Source organism: Peribacillus cavernae, from assembly GCF_003989135.1.
In the GTDB taxonomy this organism is placed as follows: Bacteria; Bacillota; Bacilli; order Bacillales; family DSM-1321; genus Peribacillus; species Peribacillus cavernae.
Window position 1 is genome coordinate 12,167 of sequence record NZ_RYZZ01000031.1, and the last position, 17,472, is coordinate 29,638.

At 41.6% G+C, this 17,472-nt stretch carries 15 protein-coding genes; 5 read left to right on the forward strand and 10 right to left on the reverse strand.

Annotated features, from left to right (window positions below; translation table 11 throughout):
• Positions 1-180: 180 nt before the first annotated feature.
• Positions 181-1,191, reverse strand: coding sequence for a LolA family protein (locus tag ELQ35_RS17715; RefSeq protein WP_126866543.1), 1,011 nt, complete (start codon positions 1,189-1,191; stop codon positions 181-183).
• A 350-nt stretch (positions 1,192-1,541) separates the two neighbouring features.
• On the reverse strand, positions 1,542-1,895 hold the full coding sequence (gene acpS / locus ELQ35_RS17720; RefSeq protein ID WP_126866544.1) for a holo-ACP synthase: 354 nt from the start codon (positions 1,893-1,895) through the stop codon (positions 1,542-1,544).
• Positions 1,896-1,978: 83 nt separating this feature from the next.
• Between acpS and ELQ35_RS17725 the strand changes: the two genes are divergently transcribed.
• Positions 1,979-2,575, forward strand: coding sequence for a rhomboid family intramembrane serine protease (locus ELQ35_RS17725; protein WP_126866545.1), 597 nt, complete (start codon positions 1,979-1,981; stop codon positions 2,573-2,575).
• Between the two features lie 17 nt (positions 2,576-2,592).
• Here ELQ35_RS17725 and ELQ35_RS17730 read toward each other — a convergent pair whose 3' ends face one another.
• From ELQ35_RS17730 to cshA, 3 genes are all read right to left on the reverse strand, one after another.
• On the reverse strand, positions 2,593-4,056 hold the full coding sequence (locus tag ELQ35_RS17730; protein ID WP_126866546.1) for a PH domain-containing protein: 1,464 nt from the start codon (positions 4,054-4,056) through the stop codon (positions 2,593-2,595).
• Entirely contained in the window at positions 4,049-4,522 is a 474-nt protein-coding gene (locus ELQ35_RS17735) for a PH domain-containing protein (protein ID WP_246026120.1), read from the reverse strand. Before ELQ35_RS17735 ends, ELQ35_RS17730 begins: the two co-directional genes overlap by 8 nt.
• A gap of 231 nt (positions 4,523-4,753) precedes the next feature.
• Positions 4,754-6,247 carry a degradosome RNA helicase CshA gene (gene cshA, locus ELQ35_RS17740; protein ID WP_126866547.1) on the reverse strand — a complete coding sequence of 498 codons (1,494 nt, stop codon included), beginning with the start codon at positions 6,245-6,247 and terminating at the stop codon, positions 4,754-4,756.
• 1,655 nt (positions 6,248-7,902) lie between these two features.
• Here cshA and ELQ35_RS17745 point away from each other — a divergent pair.
• The 3 genes from ELQ35_RS17745 to ELQ35_RS17755 all read left to right on the forward strand — a co-directional run bounded on the left by ELQ35_RS17745 (position 7,903) and on the right by ELQ35_RS17755 (position 11,879).
• The gene (locus ELQ35_RS17745; RefSeq protein WP_126866548.1) at positions 7,903-9,630 is read left to right on the forward strand and encodes an ABC transporter ATP-binding protein; all 1,728 of its coding nucleotides are present in this window, start codon (positions 7,903-7,905) and stop codon (positions 9,628-9,630) included.
• 35 nt (positions 9,631-9,665) lie between these two features.
• Positions 9,666-11,513, forward strand: a complete 1,848-nt coding sequence (locus tag ELQ35_RS17750; RefSeq protein WP_126866563.1) for an ABC transporter ATP-binding protein — start codon at positions 9,666-9,668, stop codon at positions 11,511-11,513.
• A 207-nt stretch (positions 11,514-11,720) separates the two neighbouring features.
• Positions 11,721-11,879, forward strand: coding sequence for an aspartyl-phosphate phosphatase Spo0E family protein (locus ELQ35_RS17755; RefSeq protein WP_126866549.1), 159 nt, complete (start codon positions 11,721-11,723; stop codon positions 11,877-11,879).
• Between the two features lie 142 nt (positions 11,880-12,021).
• Here the strand turns inward: ELQ35_RS17755 and ELQ35_RS17760 are convergent, their stop codons facing one another.
• The 3 genes from ELQ35_RS17760 to ELQ35_RS17770 form a co-directional block, all read right to left on the reverse strand.
• Positions 12,022-13,398: a UDP-N-acetylmuramoyl-tripeptide--D-alanyl-D-alanine ligase gene (locus tag ELQ35_RS17760; RefSeq protein ID WP_126866550.1), complete on the reverse strand. Its 1,377-nt coding sequence runs from the start codon at positions 13,396-13,398 to the stop codon at positions 12,022-12,024.
• Between the two features lie 134 nt (positions 13,399-13,532).
• Positions 13,533-14,621, reverse strand: coding sequence for a D-alanine--D-alanine ligase (locus tag ELQ35_RS17765; RefSeq protein ID WP_126866551.1), 1,089 nt, complete (start codon positions 14,619-14,621; stop codon positions 13,533-13,535).
• Positions 14,622-14,856: 235 nt separating this feature from the next.
• Positions 14,857-15,636, reverse strand: a complete 780-nt coding sequence (locus ELQ35_RS17770; protein WP_126866552.1) for a hypothetical protein — start codon at positions 15,634-15,636, stop codon at positions 14,857-14,859.
• Positions 15,637-15,867: 231 nt separating this feature from the next.
• On the opposite strand from ELQ35_RS17770, the gene ELQ35_RS17775 reads away from it, so the two are divergent.
• Positions 15,868-16,479 carry a histidine phosphatase family protein gene (locus ELQ35_RS17775; RefSeq protein ID WP_126866553.1) on the forward strand — a complete coding sequence of 204 codons (612 nt, stop codon included), beginning with the start codon at positions 15,868-15,870 and terminating at the stop codon, positions 16,477-16,479.
• A 337-nt stretch (positions 16,480-16,816) separates the two neighbouring features.
• Here ELQ35_RS17775 and ELQ35_RS23830 read toward each other — a convergent pair whose 3' ends face one another.
• Both ELQ35_RS23830 and ELQ35_RS17780 read right to left on the reverse strand, forming a co-directional pair.
• Positions 16,817-16,969: a citrate/2-methylcitrate synthase gene (locus tag ELQ35_RS23830; protein ID WP_370873540.1), complete on the reverse strand. Its 153-nt coding sequence runs from the start codon at positions 16,967-16,969 to the stop codon at positions 16,817-16,819.
• The gene (locus tag ELQ35_RS17780) at positions 16,966-17,394 is read right to left on the reverse strand and encodes a citrate/2-methylcitrate synthase (protein ID WP_370873541.1); all 429 of its coding nucleotides are present in this window, start codon (positions 17,392-17,394) and stop codon (positions 16,966-16,968) included. The genes ELQ35_RS23830 and ELQ35_RS17780 overlap by 4 nt, the downstream gene beginning before the upstream one ends.
• Positions 17,395-17,472 lie beyond the last annotated feature (78 nt).

Sequence of the window (17,472 nt, forward strand, 5' to 3'; positions counted from 1 at the left end):
TTCACGATAATTATAAACAATTTTTTTCTGCATTTAAAGGAAGGCATATGGAAATAGGGGTACCGGCACACACATGGGGCACTATCAGACATTATCACTCTTAACACCGCTTACTGTAGGAATCAAGTGATTTACTGTCCAAACTAAAACCCGCTTCCGTCAAAATCCGCTTCCCCACCATCATTTAACGGCAGTTCCTTCTACGGATCGGGCAATCTTCACCATCTCATTGTTAGTTAAATCCTGGGAAGCAAGCATATAATCCACTCCCTCGTGGGTCCAGGTCACTGAGTTATCCGTGATTGCGCCAACCGTGTATCCGAGATCAACTGGTTCACCGTTAATCGTTTTTGAAACGAGTGAGGTTTCAACAACATCCGCTTTTTCCTGAACTAATGTAAAGCTCTTCTTGCCTTCGTATGTCAGGACAACGCGTTTGCCATCTTCCATATCCAGTTCCTTTTCCTCAGTCAAGCTTATACCGTCGATTTCGGCACCCGGATATTTGACCGAAAAGCCTTCATCTTTTTCTTCTCCCATGACGGGCACTTCCAACTGGGCTCCGGTCATATTTTTCTTCATGTCAAATGCATCTTTATCAAAGGATGTATTGAATGTAACCTTTGAAAACTCAACCGTGACCAATGGATTATGGTCAGGATCCATCACTTTCACACCGACAGGTGATAAGTCTTTCTTATTGAGAGTTATTTCTTGAAAGGGGAGCATCTTATTATTTTGATAACGTGTTTTTGTTTCAAAAACGTAATGTTTGTCTGTTGACTTAAAAGTTGCACTTTTATCTTCGCTAATATCCTTTACCAGCGATTCATATAAATACGCCTGGCTGCTGTTTTTGGGCCACTCGCTCTGGAATTTGAAGCTTTTGTTCAGGGCTGGTGTCAACACATATACCCCCTCATTATTCCGAAGGATCATTTGGCTTTGGTCCTTTTGCGAATTTTTCAGGTTCACTCTGTAAAAGGATGGATTTTTATGCCAGACTTCCACACTATAAACCTGGGGATCAGCCCCCATTTTCAAGGTCATCTTGGCATTCGCTTTATACCCTTTCATTTCTCCAACCTTCTCATTCAGGTCACTGACTACATCATCCTGCGACTTCTGGCCGCAGGCGGAAAGGACAAGTATCAGCATGATCCCAGCAAAAAGCACTAACAATTTCTTCATCTTTTCAACCCCTTTTGGTTAATAAACGTAAAAGGGAGAGGAAAAGGCAGGATCAAGACATTGAAGGCATTTCGACTTTTCTTGTGAGCCTTTCCTGCAATGTATCTCTTACCGGGCCTTGTCTCCCTATAGCAATATGAGTATATGAGACAACCCGTTTGAATATGTCATTAGAAAAGCGCAAGCGCCTTGTAACGAGGAACGTCGACTAAGAGCGCCACGTCCTGTGTGATAGGGCTAGGCTGCTTGCGCTAGACACTAACTCATATTGGAAAGTTATACTTTCTTATCACATTAGAAAAAGGCAGAAAGCATCGCTGCTTCCTGCCTTTTTCTATTTATAAGCATCCCTAAAATTCTTCGATGACCACTTGCGCTGCCGCATATTCCCTGCTGTGGGTGATAGAGAGATGGACGCCATCTGAAAACGGCTTTTCAATATACGGCCTGCCGTTTGGATCTGTTGCAATTTCAATATTCAAAAAAGAAAGGCTCTCTCCTATCCCGGTTCCGAAAGCTTTTGAAAATGCTTCTTTAGCAGCAAAGCGTCCGGCGAAAAACTCGACCCTTCGTGAACTTTTTAAGCCTGTATACACCTTTCTTTCGTGTTCGGTTAAAATTCTTTCCAGAAACCTCGGCTGGCGTGCCAGAATAGCACGCACCCTTGCAATTTCGATAATATCTATCCCTATCCCCTTAATCATCGCTACCTTCCTTCTATCTTATTAATTCCTTGCATATATTCAGAAAAGCTGACTCAAGTATAAAGGTAAAAAGGATGATTATTTTGTTCACGAGAACCGAAAGCTTCCAACAATTCATTAGGCTTTACCCTGTTGTCTGTATTTTGCTGGCGCTGAATATCCTATTGTTCCTTCTTACCTTTCTCCCCTTTTTTCCGGAATATCTATTGTTAGAGAGATGGTCTGGTTATAACCGGTTTATTGCCGCTGGGGAGTGGTGGAGGCTGGTGACTTCGATATTTCTGCATCGATCATTCAGCCATCTCTTGTTTAATTGCTTTTCAATCATAATCCTGGCCCCTGCATTAGAAAAGATGCTTGGCCGCATCAGATTCTGCTTTTTCTTTTTGATTGCAGGCATAATTGCCAATATTGCCACTTATCTATTAACCCCCCCTGCGTTCAGTCATGTCGGTGCAAGCAATGCTATACTCGGAGTACTGGGCTTTTATGTATATCTGGCCGCGTTTCATAAACAAATGATGTCAAGACAACATGCAATGACCATTTATGCACTAACAGCTGTTTCTGTTTTCATGACCTTCATGCAGCCTGAAACGAACCATATCGGCCACCTAAGTGGACTGGCTGCCGGGGTTGTACTGGCTCCTCTTTTTCGAAAAAAGCTCAGCCTGTTTTAGTAGAACGAGCGAAAGAATTAGTTCTTTCGCTCGAAAAACCATTCCTTGATCCGGTCTGAGTCCTCCGCTTCCAAGTCTACTACTTTCCCTGCGCGCGGCCCTGCCCCTGACTTCACTACTGCCGAAACGGAAGCAAGATTTGCTCTTTTCTGGAATGGACTGACTTCAGAATAAACCGCCTGGATTCTTTTCTTTTGAAAGATAAAAGTTTGCTTAGAAAAAAAACGAGATCTGAGCTGCAGTTGATTTCCTGTGATGTTCCAGCCGGCGCCGCGATAGCATAGATAAGCCCAGGAAGCACCAAGCGGCATAAAAAGCAGCGACAAATAGCCCCAGGGCTGATATAAATAGGAACAGATCGCCGCTGCTGGAATGATGATCAGCCAGACCCGGAACTGATACCTTTTAAAAGAACGCTTAGGAAGAGGGTTTACTTGGACCTGGATCTCGTATTCAGGAATGAACTGGCGGATCATTTCCTGGATTTTTTCTTTTTTTATCAATGGAAAAAGCATGATATGAGAGCTTTCCTTATCAAGAATTGAACCGCCGGCATATTCGACATACACACTTGCATAGCCGAGTGGCTGTCTGATTAAATTTTCGGTGATCCTGATAGCCTGGACTTTCTCTAGCGGAATCGTAAGTTGTCTTCTCTCCAGCAGACCTCTTGAAATGACGATCTTATCCTCATTTTTCTTGACGGTAAAAAAAGCATATTTCAGGACGATACCGGCTGTAGCTATCAAATAAGCAAATAACAAGCCGAACACAACGATTATCGCTATAAAGGCAACGCTTCCTTTCGCAAACTGTTCAAAGCCTGTAAATAAGCGCGTATAAGGAATAATCTCTTCGAATTGTCCAAAGAATGCCAGCGCTCCTGAAAAGACCACTCCTACTCCGCCTGAAGTTGCAGCCATAATAAATAGTTCTCTGAATGATTGCTGAAACACACTTTGTATTTCTTCTGTCTTTTCCACACCCTGAATTTCTTGCGTTTCGGCAGCTGAAGCTATCTTGCCGCTACTCTTTACCTCATGAAAAATGCGGTTTATTCTTTCCGCTTCGTTCTTGGAAATAGCCGTTAATGTTGCATCAGCCTGATCTCCGCTCGATCCTGCCGTTTCCACTTTCAGCTTCACAAGGCCAAATAAACGCTGCAGAATTCCTTCGGTTTTATCCAGACTATGAATTCTTTCAAAACGGATATATCTTTTCTTTCTGATAAAAACTCCTGATTCGATCCGTAATTCGCCTGCTTCTATTCTGTATGTAAACCGCAGCCAATCAAGGATTCCATACCCAACAAAAAGAAGAATGAAAACCGGGATGGCAATGAACTCAAACATTGCCCATCTGCCTGAGACGCCACCCCCTCCAAACAGGATGAATATCACTAATGGAATCAGAGCGTCTTTTATCAATTTAATCGCACTTGAAACCGCAGCTACAGGGTGAAGTCGCTTTGATTCAGACATCTTCTTCCACCACACTCGCCATTTTCGATATGTAAAAACGCAGGTTGTCCGCTTCAGAGATATCAAGAGCAGGGATTTCATGAATGGTAGCTGCTGTGGAGATTTCTACAGAAGCCAGGCCATATTTTCTTAGAAGCGGCCCATGCTTTGTATCCACATGCTGAACACGAACCATCGGAACCAGAGTCCTTTTGATAATGAGCAGCCCGCTCTGGATTTCAATCTCGGTTTCCCTAACGTCGTACCTCCATCTTTTCCATCTGATAAGCGGCACAAGATAGATAGCGATGTATGCAAAAAACATTGCAAGAAGACCAATTCCAACCGCTAACCATAACGGCCAATCAAAAATCAAAATAACGACTACTGCCGCTATCATAACAGCCCAGCATGCTATCGAAATAAACAGGCCAGTTAGACGCCAAACTTTTAACGCTTTTTCTGAAATGTGTTTTTGAGGTGTCAATAATTGGTCTCCTCTCTTTTTACCATTTTTTATTAGTCCGTACAAAGTATACTATATGTAACGATCCGAAAGATAGCGCTTTTTTGCCTTGGATTATGACTTAGACTGCGAAAAGCATCACCTAAGGAAAGTTATTCGAGGGAGTTATGTCAAAGATGGAAACTGCCTGGGCTGCTTGCGCTAGACACCAAAAAAAGAGCCCCTACCTGAGGAAGCTCTTTAATGAACGGTTTATTTATTATATTGTTCTCTTCTTTGGCTGGATCCGCGATTTCCGCCTGGTTTACGATTATTGTTATTTCGCTTGTTGCCATAATCCTTGCGGCCAGTTGGTCCTCTTCCATTGCGTGATCTATTGTTAGATCCAGATCCAGATCTGTTACGGTCTCCCCCACCGCGTCGCATTGGCATCGGTGATTCCTCTGTCAATTTAACTGGAGTCGTATCAGGCTCCTTAGTCATTGACTTCAGGACCGCGGCCACTAAATCAACAGCGTTGTGCTTTTGGAGAAGCTCTTCTGCCTGGGGCAGATAAAGGGATAAGTCTTCGTTTTCAACAGCATTGATAATCTTTTCTGATACCGCTTTTTGTTGTCCTTCCAACGCTTCCGTTAATGTCGGAGTCTTCATACGCTCCATGCGTTTTTTCGTTGTATGTTCAACAGCCTGGAGCTGACCTCTTTCTCTTGGGGTTACAAACGTAATCGCAACACCATGCTTTCCTGCTCTTCCGGTTCGGCCAATCCGGTGAACGTAGCTTTCCGGATCCTGCGGAATATCAAAGTTATATACATGCGTGACGCCGGAGATATCAAGGCCGCGCGCAGCAACGTCTGTCGCTACAAGAACATCGATGTTTCCTTCTTTGAATTTCTTCAATACAGACAAACGTTTCGCCTGGCTTAGATCGCCATGAATTCCTTCAGCCATATAACCGCGAAGGTTCAATGCGGAAGAAAGTTCATCAACACGTCGTTTTGTACGTCCGAAAACGATGGCTAATTCAGGTGTTTGAATATCGAAAAGACGTGCCAAAGATTCGAATTTCTCACCTTCTCTTAATTCAAGATAGTACTGTTCAATATTAGATACTGTCATTTCCTTTGTTTTAACACGTACGATTGTTGGGTCTTTCATGAATCTTTCTGCAATTTTGCGGATAGGCTCAGGCATTGTAGCGGAGAAAAGCAATGTTTGCCTTTCTTCAGGCACTGTAGAAAGAATGGACTCAATGTCCTCAATAAAGCCCATATTCAGCATTTCATCGGCTTCATCAAGAACTACCGTTGATACTCCCCCAAGGCGGAGTGTCTTGCGCTTGATATGGTCTAATAAACGTCCAGGAGTACCTACAATAATATGCGGTTTTTTCTTCAATGCACGGATTTGGCGGTCTATATCCTGTCCACCGTAAACGGCTAAGACGCGGGCGCGTTTTCCGTAACCAATCTTGAAAAGCTCCTCGGAAACTTGAATGGCAAGTTCGCGAGTTGGTGCAATAATGATTCCTTGGACGTTTTCATCTTTCAAATCTATTTTTTCCATCAATGGAATACCAAAAGCGACCGTTTTACCTGTTCCTGTCTGCGCCTGGCCGATCAGATCCTTGCCTTCTAACCCTAATGGAATCGTTTGAGCCTGAATGGGAGTCGCTTCCTCAAACCCCATTTTTTCGATTGATTTCATCGTCGAACTGTCTAATCCTAATTCACTAAACAATGTCAATTTTTTCGTGCTCCTTTTATTATAAAAATTTTCTCTCTTAAGAAAAAGTTTTCTCATTATCACCTAAAAGAATGCTACATTTTAAAAAATCATGAACCCAATAATGATTTATCGAAAAGAAAACGTAATGAACTAAGCCATAGCGCGGGATTCATACAAAAAATCCAGAGAATGGGCATCGTCCATAAAGATCTGTTCAATAGTATATGTAACCAAATTGAACTCAGGATAAACGGAAATGTCAAAATAGCAGGCGACAAAGTGCCGATTGATTAGGTGAGGGCTGCTGCACCATAATTCCTTATAGAGTTGTAATGAAACAACTGCATAAATAAAACTTGATCAGTGCCAAGCTTTCCTTACACAAAACAGGCCCTTAAGCGTAGAGGGAGTGCGGAAGTGGAAATGAATCACAAGATATGCCTAACAGTAAAAAAGGATAATTTGCGAAACGCAGCGTTCGTCCGCCGGCTAGTTTCCCTGTGAACAGTCATTGGAGTAATACTTCTAGCAGTAGCATCCTTTGACCGATACATTCCTATTTGTAATAAAAGCTGCCAGGAGCAGCCTTTTATAGAAAGTTAAGACACGCGGCCTATTTTATCGAAAAGTATATAATCCTTTAAAGAATTCTCTTTCAAAAGAAATGATGAGGACTGCCATTTTTTAAGGGATATGCATATACCGTTATCGCCAATTCAAAAGACATGTAAACTCATACTGTATGATATCATTTTAATAGCTCTAATGCAATAAAGGATATTTTTCTCTGGTTAATAGTGATCCAAATCTTTCATTCAATCGTTATCTATATGTAAACAAGGGGGGTGACATCATGTACGATATTACTCAAATCTTGAGCGACATCCTGAATGGCAGTGTCAACGATTCCGGTAACGTGGATATTGACGTGAGTGACCTGATCTAAGTATTTTTGATCTCAAATGGTAAAAAAAGCATCTTGTGAGTGATCCAAATCTTTCATTCAATCGTTATCTATATGTAAACAAGGGAGGTGACATCATGTACGATATTACTCAAATCTTGAGCGACATCCTGAATGGCAGTGTCAACGATTCCGGTAACGTGGATATTGACGTGAGTGACCTGATCTAAGTATTTTTGATCTCAAATGGTAAAAAAAGCATCTTGTGAGTGATCCAAATCTTTCATTCAATCGTTATCTATATGTAAACAAGGGAGGTGGCACTATGTTAGATTTTACACAAATTTTGAGCGACATCCTTAATGGCAATGTCAACGATTCCGGCAACGCGGATATTGACGTAAGTGACCTTTTATAAACTCTATTGAACTTTACTACTTATCAATATGTTCGTTAGAGTACTTACGATCATTCTCAAGCTTTCATATATTGAGCAAGGGAGGTGACATCATGGTAGATTTCACACAAATCTTAAGCGACATCCTTAATGGCAATGTCAATGATTCCGGTAACGTGGATATTGATCTGAACGACTTGTTATAATAGTTACCTGTGTGGTAAATAGGTGGTTATTATTTCTAAAATGTAACGACACATTTCCGGGGTGATTTCCACCCCGGTTATTTTTTTGTAGAAACCGCTTTTTCATATGAACCCTACTGCTACTATCCAGGATAAATTTAGTCCAACCGAACGGAGTTGAAAAGGTATGAGAAAATTATTTAGGTTTGTAAAACCTTATAAGATTCCTGTGATTATTGTATTAGTTCTTACATTTCTTCAATCTCTATCTCAGCTTTTTCTCCCAACATTGATGGCTACTATTGTGGATGAAGGAATCGTTAACGGTGATATTCACCTTATTATAAAAATTGGCGGTCTGATGCTGCTGGTAGCTGGAAGCGGAGTAATTCTGTCCATTTTGACAAACTTCTATTCTTCGAGAGTTGCAATGGGTTTCGGCAAAACCCTTAGGGGCAAGTTATTTTCTCATGTGGAAAATTTATCGTTAATGGATTTTAATAAAATCGGAACGTCTTCTTTAATGATGAGAACAACCAATGACATTCTTCAGGTTCAGCAAGTGCTAACCATGACATTGAAGATATTTATCACCGCTCCAATTATGTTCCTCGGCGGAATTATTATCGTGTTTTCCACGGACCCGAAACTTTCATTGATTATCATTGCGGCCTTACCTTTCATTGTAGCCGCCGTATTTATTACTGCAAAAAAAGGACTGCCACTTTTTAAATTAGTACAGAAAAAACTGGACCGTTTAAATCTGGTATTACGCGAAGGATTAACGGGCCTGCGAGTCATTCGATCATTTAATCGTCTTGATTTTGAAAAGAAACGCTTTAACGAAGCAAATTTTGACTTTTCTAAAACCACTATTAAGGTTAACAAATTAATGGCAACTTTAACACCAATCCTAACGCTTGTACTTAATTTCTCGATTATCGCTACTATTTGGTTTGGCAGTATTCGGATAAGCAACGAACACATTCAAGTTGGAGACCTAATGGCTATTATTCAATATGCCACGCAAATCATGTTCTCGCTTATCATGGCCTCGGTTATGTTTGTTATGATTCCCCGTGCTTCTGTTTCAGCTGCCAGGATTAACGAAGTGCTCGATTCTTGCTCCAGCCATGAAGAAGAACCTCTATCCGGGTATACCGATAGCAAAAGAGGACAAATTGACTTTCGTGATGTGACCTTTCGTTATCCCGGTGCAGAAAAACCCGTGATCTCCAACCTATCATTTTCTGCAAAGCCAGGAGAAGTGACAGCTATTATCGGCGGGACCGGAGCTGGCAAATCTACTTTAATCAACATGATTCCTCGCTTCTACGAAATTGAACGAGGAACTATTTCGGTGGATGGCATTAATATTTGTGATATTCCACAAAAAACCCTCCGATCCAAAATTGGCTTGGTCCCTCAAAAACCCCTCCTGTTTTCTGGAACAATTGCTGATAACATCCGTTTAGGAAAAGAATCTGCAACTAACGAAGAGATAAAGGAAGCCGCAGATATCGCTCAAGCCAGTGATTTTATTACGAAAATGAAAGACGGGATGTATTCGAAAGTTTTACAAAAAGGCGCTAACTTATCCGGCGGACAAAGGCAGCGCCTTTCGATAGCGCGGGCCTTGGTAAGAAAATCCGAGATCTATATCTTTGATGATAGCTTTTCAGCGCTAGACTATGGGACACAAGAAAAACTGCAAGCAGCCCTAAAAAAAGAAATGCAAGGTTCTACGGTGCTTTTTATAACTCAAAGAATTAGCAGCATATTACATGCAGACCAAATTATCGTTTTGGATGAAGGCAGGACGGCAGGCATCGGTACCCATGAGAAGTTGATGAAAACCTCTGGGATCTACAGGGAAATTGTAACGTCTCAGCTACCAGGGGAGGCGGTAATGTGAGTGAAGGACGTCAAAAAAGGAACCTTAGGTCAAGAATGGATTCGGTTATTAAAAAAAGAAAATCAGTGAGGAGTGCCAAAGATTTTAAAGGGACACTGAAAAGGCTTTTACACTATCTGAGGCCTCACAAATTTCGCTTGCTCTTAGTATTGTTAACGGCTGTACTAAGCACAGCTTTTACCATTCTCAGTCCGAAGATTATGGGTCTCGCTACGACAGAGATATTTTCAGGGATGGTAGAAAGGTTATATTCGGTGCGGAATGCAGGAATAGATTTTGGTAAACTGCTGCAAATTCTTATTGTATTAGGGGGACTTTATATTCTGAGTGTGTTATTTAGTTACATTCAGCAGTTCCTGATTGTTGGCATTTCCCAAAATGTCATTTTTACACTTCGTAAGGAAGTGAATGAAAAATTAGCACGTCTTCCCCTTTCATTTTTCGATTCGCGTAAACATGGCGATATTTTAAGCCGTGCTATGAATGATATTGAGAATATCAGCAGCAGTATACAGCAGACTCTAACACAATTGATCACATCTCTACTTACCCTGGTTGGAGTCCTGGTGATGATGTTGACGATAAGTCCTTTACTGACACTTATCGTCCTGCTAACCTTGCCATTAAGCTATTTAGTTACAGCAAAAATCGCTGCTCGCGCACAAGTATTTTTCAGAGAGCAGCAAAAATCACTAGGAAAATTGAATAGCCATGTTGAAGAAATGTACTCCGGACACGATATTGTAAAAGCATTCGGTTTGGAGAAAAAATCCACCACAAAGTTTAATGACATGAATGAGAAGTTGTACGACTCTGGGTGGAAAGCGCAATTCGTCTCCGGATTGATAATGCCCCTCATGAGTTTCATCAACAATATCGGCTATGTATTCGTTTGTGTTGCCGGTGGCATTCTCGTCACAAGAAACACGATACAAATTGGTGATATTCAAGCATTTATTCAATATGTCAGGCAGTTTTCACAGCCAATTACCCGAGTGTCCACGATAGCAAATATTGTGCAGTCCACTGTCGCATCAGCTGAACGTGTATTTGAGATTTTAGATGAACAAGAGGAACTTCCAGATGCATCTGCATCAAAAGTTATTAGCTCGCCTAAAAGCTTTGTAGAATTCCACAACGTTTCGTTTAGCTATCAAGAAGGCGAACCAATGATTGAGGACCTCAATATCAGTGTTAAAAAAGGGCAGAAGGTAGCAATTGTAGGCCCCACTGGTGCAGGTAAAACTACATTAATTAATCTGTTGATGAGATTTTATGAAATAAATAGTGGAAGGATTACCATAGATGATGTCGATATTCGTGATTTGAAGCGCAGCGATCTCCGCAGTCTATTTGGTATCGTGCTTCAGGACACATGGCTCTTTACTGGTTCGATACGAGATAATATTGCTTACGGAAGTAAAGCAGCTACTGAAGAAGCAATTGTTCGTGCATCAAAGGCTGCAAATGCTGATTATTTTATAAGAACCCTTTCTGATGGATATGACACCATTTTAAATGAAGAAGCGTCCAATATTTCACAGGGACAAAAGCAGCTTCTGACAATTGCACGGGCAATCCTTGCCGACCCGGCAATTTTAATTCTAGATGAAGCGACTAGTAATGTCGATACAAGAACGGAGGTTCATATACAACGTGCCCTAAAAGTATTGATGGAAGGAAAAACAAGTTTTATTATTGCTCATAGACTTTCCACCATTCAAAATGCAGATGTAATACTCGTAATGGATCATGGTAAGGTGATTGAGAAGGGCAGCCATAAAGAGCTTCTCTTAAAAGAAGGTTTCTATGCCAACCTATACAAGAACCAATTCACCAGGGATATGCCACAAAATAATGCTTTACAACAAACGGTAGGTTAATATGCTTACAGTAGTATATAAATACGCCAAAATGAAAGAGGTTGGATGTCGATAAAAGTCTTAATTTCTAAGTGGATAAAGAATAATAAAATATTTCATGTCAGGTTTTAGGAAGTTTTGTCTAAACTGTTCCATTTAATTAAGGAGTTTTGCATAATGATACTTATGTGTAGTGTTGCACTAAACGACTAAAGTAGAGGTATTTATATGAGCTTTATGGAAATTTATGAATTAGAAAAAACGATCGATCAGCTAAAAATAGAAATGGTCCAGATTGCCGAAAAAACTGGCTTAAACAGCCACGACACGCTTAGTTGCAGCCAGAAATTAGACAAACTCATCACGATTTATCAAAAGCATTCATAGTAGTAGATTATGAAGCAATCAACTGACTAAAGGGGGTGACTCCCCCTCTTCTCATATCAACGTACCGTTTGGTACACAGTATTTCGATTCATGTATGACATACGGTCCATTAATACGCGATAAACCATCTTGGATTAGATGCCTATTTTTGCAAGGCATGCACGACCTCTTCCAGTTTCATACCACGTGATGCTTTTACGAGGATTACATCATTTGCTTTTGCATGTTTCCTGAGTTCTGCAATCAGATCGTTTTTATCCTGAAAAGCAAATATATTTTCAGAAGAAAACCGTTTTCCGGCGCCTTCTGCAATGGCTTTGCCCAACTCCCCGAAGGTAAACACTTTATTGATTTTTTCCGGGTCGATCAGCTCGCCAATTTTCTCATGAAAACCCTGTTCCTGCGGCCCAAGCTCTAGCATATCACCAAGTACGAGGTATTTATCGGGAAATCCCGTTAGGTCCTCTATTAACTCTATCGCAGCTTTCATCGAAGTTGGACTTGCATTATAGGCATCATTTATAATCTTTTCCCCGCGCAGCCCTTCAACCATTTCCATTCTCATATGGGTGAGCTGGAAGCTGCGGAGTCCCTTACGGATCGATTCTTCATCCACATGCAGCTCTTTTGCAGCGAGCATCGCGGCGAGTGCGTTTAACACATTATGGTTTCCCAGCACCGGAATGATGTATTCCCCCATGGTTTCAGGAAGGGTAAATATTGTACTGTCCTTTTCCTGCTTGATCGTCAGCGGGTATAGATCATTTGTATCACTACGGCCAAAAGAAAGGATACGATTGCTTACTTGCTTATCTCTTACTCGGCTTTGTAGCAAGGGTTCATCACCATGATAAATCAGTGTGCCGTTCTCGGAGAGTCCAACCATAATTTCAAACTTGGCATTGGCAATCTCTTCACGGGAACCGAGATCCAGTAAATGGGCCTCACCGATATTCGTAATAATCGCCACATCGGGACGGGCAAGCTTCGATAGAAACTCTATTTCCCCCCTGCTGCTCATGCCCATTTCCAGGACAGCAGCCTCGGTATCTTCCGTCATCGAAAGAATCGTTAATGGCAAACCGATATGGTTATTGTAGTTTCCGCTTGTCTTGTGTACCCTATAGGTGGTTTCGAGCAAGGCCGCGGTCATATCCTTTGTCGTCGTTTTCCCGTTGCTGCCAGTTATGCCGACAACCTTGATTGTCAATTCATTCCGGTATCCTTCTGCTAAATGTTGCAATGCCTTTAACGTATCAGTAACGACAATCAGCGGGACTCCTTTCGGCGGATTCGGGACATCTTCCTGCCAAAGGGAGGCCGATGCACCCTGGCTTATTGCCATTTCTACATATTGATGCCCATTTACTTGTTCTCCATTTAGCGGAACAAATAAGTTTTTTTTCGAGATATTTCTGGAATCAATTGATACTCCGTGTACTTCAATTCCTCCATGTTCCGATATATCGTTTAAACCTCCGGCCATTTTATGAATCTGCTTTAAAGTCCTTACAATCATTTTCATCCTCCTACAAGTTTTCTTGCGTTTTTCGAATCAGCTGTGATTTTGTCATCTATAAATAACGAAGCAGAAGCTCTCAGATTGCTGCTCCTGCTCACTTTCCGTCCGTGTATTAAGTTTCAGGGTTATTATCAAAACGTATGTTTAATTTTCTGCTTCTCTTCATGGCGTTCCTTTGCCAGTTTAACTAATCTTTCGATAAGCTTAGGGTACTCTACACCTGTATGCTTCCATAGCAAAGGGAACATACTGAATGGTGTAAAGCCGGGCATTGTATTCACTTCATTGATATATGGCTTTCCATCCTTGGTCAAGAAGAAATCCGCCCGGACAAGGCCGGAGCAATCCAATGCTTTAAATGCAGTAGCCGCCATTTCAGTAAGCAAGTTATATTCCTGATCAGAAATTTCTGCCGGGATAACGAGGGCTGTGTTTCCATCCTCATATTTTGCCTTGTAATCGTAAAAGTCTTCTTTCGGGATGATTTCGCCTGCAACTGAACATTCCGCTTCATCATTTCCAAGGATCCCGATTTCAACTTCTCTGGCAACAATCCCTTCTTCAACAATTATTTTACGGTCGAATTGGAATGCTTCTTCAAAAGCCCTCTCTAATTCAGCCTTTGATGCACATTTGCTGATCCCGACACTCGATCCCAGATTAGCCGGTTTGACAAAGCAAGGATATCCAAGTTCGTCTTCCACTTTTTGATAAGCGGCTTCACGACTCTTCTCCCAATCGGAGCGGATGAACCAGGTGTATTTTACCTGGGAAAGACCAGACTGGGCGAAAATGTTTTTCATGATCACTTTATCCATCCCCGCGGAAGAAGCTAGGACACCATTGCCTACATAAGGAAGGTTCAACAGTTCAAGCATTCCCTGGACCGTTCCATCTTCTCCATTCGGCCCGTGAAGAAGCGGGAAGATTACATCGAAGCCGCCATCATTGCTGCCGGTCCCATCTTCAGCAAGCACTGAAGCTTGAGATAATACAATCGGCGCTATCGACGTTTCTCCAGAGTAAGCGAGCTCTGTGACGCTTTCAACAGGCCCTGTCAGCTGCGGACCTTTAATCCAGGCCCCCTCTTCGGTTATGTAAATCGGATGTATGTCAAATTCCTTTAAATCGAGCGCTTTAATGACGGCCATAGCGGTTTGCATGGAAACATGATGCTCCGCTGACTTTCCGCCGTACAGTAAACCAAGTTTCGTTTTCATGTAGTTTCCCTCCCATACTTCTTTATCCGTTTCTTATTGTAACATTTTCCGGACAAAACGAAATCATTTTCTATTGGCTTCTTTCTTAGAGAGCTTCAGTGGTGATCCTTTCCAAATCCACTGCGGACCTTTGCTTTTATCCTATGAAATAAATGGCAAGGCCTACGCCAAAATGCTACCAAAAGTGCCTCAAGCGGCGTTACATGAAAAACCCCGGATTACAATCCGGGGTTTTTCATACTATAGGGTTGTTTAGCGTAACGGACCACTCTTTTGTTTTACGCTGAAAAATGATCAAGGCATTGGGGCTTTGTTGTTTACTATTATTATAGCCCTCAGCCATGTCGTCCATGTTTACATAATCGCCGACAACCCAGACTGGAATCTCAAGTTTGTTTCTTGATTGCTGCACTTGATTGAAGGAAAATACTGCACCCTCGGTGATCAACCGGGTAAGTTGATGAATAATCTCAACTGGCACCGGAGGATATTCGCTTCGTTTCTTTCTCCCGAGCCACGTTCTTTCGACACGGAGTGCTTCCATTTTGATTGGAAGCAACTGGCCCAACAATGCAAAGTACGTATCAAGCGAACGGTAGTAAACTTTGTTAAACCAGCCATCATCATGCGCCAGGTATACAAATTGATTGTTTAACTTTCGGTAAAAGGGTGCTTTTAGATGGTGTTTGCAATGACCTATATATAAAAGCTCGGCTATTTCATTTCCATCTAAATCATCCAGCCCGCTTTCTTCCTCAAAATCAATCCAGCAGAAATCACCATACTCATGGACCTCTTCCTTCAGCAATTTCACCGTATTTTCCTGGCTTATATATTCGAGCAGGGTATTCATATTAAATTCCCCATCCTCGTAGCCATGCTTTAATAACAAAAGGTTAGCAAGCGGACTTTGAAGAGAATAGGCAAATTCACGAAAGTTCATTCCGGACGAAATCACAAATCGTTCGGAGTCCTGTAAATGCATATAAAGGATATCTTTTATACCACTTTTCATGTAACTCGTTACCCTCCGAACCTGACATTTGGTGATGACGCAAGAAGATAGTATCATGATTCAATCAGCTACTGATTATTTTACCAAAAAATCGGAAAGTATGTATTACTTTCGCACTTTTTTTGAAAGATTCAGTATTTTGCTATATAAGAAGAGCAGTCATACATTCCGCTTTCGAGAAAAGAATACTATAATATAATATAATCACTATTTAACGTAAGGAGAAGTTTTATGCTGACGATTTATTTAACCCGCCATGGACAGACAGAATGGAATCTTGAAGGGCGTTTGCAGGGCTGGGGAAACGGCGAGTTGACAGAAGAAGGAATCAATGACGCCCTCGCTCTTGGGCGTCGGCTAAAAGATGTGCCAATCGACACAATCTACTCAAGTACCAGTAAAAGAGCCTACCATACGGCTGAGCTCATTATCGGAAGTCGGGACATCCCCATTTTCCAGGATGAATCATTACGGGAAATGGGGTTTGGGGACTGGGAAGGAAAAATTCGGACAGAAATCGGAAAAGAATATGAACAAGAATATAAGGCATTCTGGGAAACACCCCATCTTTATAACCGCAACAGCGGCGAACTTTTCGCTCATGTTATCGAACGGGTGGTAACAGCATTCAACCACATTGTTGAAAAACATCCGTCAGGTACGGTCCTAGTCGTGTCTCACTCCATCACTTTAAGAATATTAATCGCATATATTAAAAACCTGCCGCTGGAAAAGCTGTTTACGCAACATAGCTTGGGCAATACCAGCTTAACTAAAATTGTTGTTACAGAAAAACACCCGGAGATTATTTTTGAAGGGAATATGTCACATACAATTAAATAGTACGTCTCTATATGGTGTTGAAGCATTGGCTTATTTGCAGTATCATTTCCTTTGCGTTAATGGCTGGGACTCCCTTTCTCACTATCCAGGACCCTACTGAGGACTTTCGCTTAAATGGACTGAAGTATCGCTTAATTACGGAGGATTTTCGCTTAAATAGTAAGTTTGTTCGCTTGAATTTCTTTTTATTCCTTTTCGGCCACCTTAAGAAATCAAATATTCCTACTAATGGATGACATTTTCAACACAAACTATAAATGCAAGATGAAATTCCGTTTATAACCGTCAAAAATCAGTAAGAAGCTCCCCAAACTCGATCCTGGTGAGCTTCTTGTTTTTAGTTCGAATAAAACGGGTCGGTGTATATCGATTCTGGACGGTAGATAGCGTTATCAGCCGATTGTTCCAGAACATGGGCCGTCCACCCAACTGTCCGGGCAGCGGTAAATGTTGGCGTAAACAGCTCCGCCTCCATATCAATTGCTTTCATAATCGCCGCGTCGGAGCGAATCCCCGTATTTTTCTATATCGATAGGCAATTAAAACGGGCATGACGGCTGTTAGTCTGATTGCCTGCGCTAAGGAAGGTTTCCAGCCATATTCCTTTGTCCCCATCGCCGAAGTACAAGTTCGGATAACTTCCATGATCCCCATGTTTTCAGGCAAATGATCCAATATTCCTTTTACGTATTCAGGTAATTCTCTGCCCGCTGCGAGCTCTTTCTTAAAAGAACCCAATTCTGCTCCTTCTGGAAATTTTCCATTCCAAAGCAGATATGCTGTCTCTTCAAAGCTATGCGATAATGCGAGTTTGCTTGCTTCATACCCGCGATAAATCAGTGTTCCTTTTTCACCATCAATAAAACATATTGACGTCTCAGCTGCTGGAATACCTTTTAAGCCTTTCGTAACCATAAATTCCCTCCTCCCTTACACACTCATTATAAGTGGTATAATCAATAATGAATATTAAGTAAATTATCAAATATTGAT

Coding starts and splice junctions, on each gene's coding strand:
- ELQ35_RS17715 (WP_126866543.1), bottom strand. CDS start 1,191: ATGAAGAAATTGTTAGTGCTTTTTGCTGGGATCATGCTGATACTTGTC.
- ELQ35_RS23830 (WP_370873540.1), bottom strand. CDS start 16,969: ATGAAAGCAATTGATATGGAGGCGGAGCTGTTTACGCCAACATTTACC.
- ELQ35_RS17755 (WP_126866549.1), top strand. CDS start 11,721: ATGAGCTTTATGGAAATTTATGAATTAGAAAAAACGATCGATCAGCTA.
- ELQ35_RS17745 (WP_126866548.1), top strand. CDS start 7,903: ATGAGAAAATTATTTAGGTTTGTAAAACCTTATAAGATTCCTGTGATT.
- ELQ35_RS17730 (WP_126866546.1), bottom strand. CDS start 4,056: ATGTCTGAATCAAAGCGACTTCACCCTGTAGCTGCGGTTTCAAGTGCG.
- ELQ35_RS17760 (WP_126866550.1), bottom strand. CDS start 13,398: ATGATTGTAAGGACTTTAAAGCAGATTCATAAAATGGCCGGAGGTTTA.
- ELQ35_RS17765 (WP_126866551.1), bottom strand. CDS start 14,621: ATGAAAACGAAACTTGGTTTACTGTACGGCGGAAAGTCAGCGGAGCAT.
- ELQ35_RS17780 (WP_370873541.1), bottom strand. CDS start 17,394: ATGGTTACGAAAGGCTTAAAAGGTATTCCAGCAGCTGAGACGTCAATA.
- ELQ35_RS17775 (WP_126866553.1), top strand. CDS start 15,868: ATGCTGACGATTTATTTAACCCGCCATGGACAGACAGAATGGAATCTT.
- ELQ35_RS17770 (WP_126866552.1), bottom strand. CDS start 15,636: ATGAAAAGTGGTATAAAAGATATCCTTTATATGCATTTACAGGACTCC.
- acpS (WP_126866544.1), bottom strand. CDS start 1,895: ATGATTAAGGGGATAGGGATAGATATTATCGAAATTGCAAGGGTGCGT.
- ELQ35_RS17750 (WP_126866563.1), top strand. CDS start 9,666: ATGGATTCGGTTATTAAAAAAAGAAAATCAGTGAGGAGTGCCAAAGAT.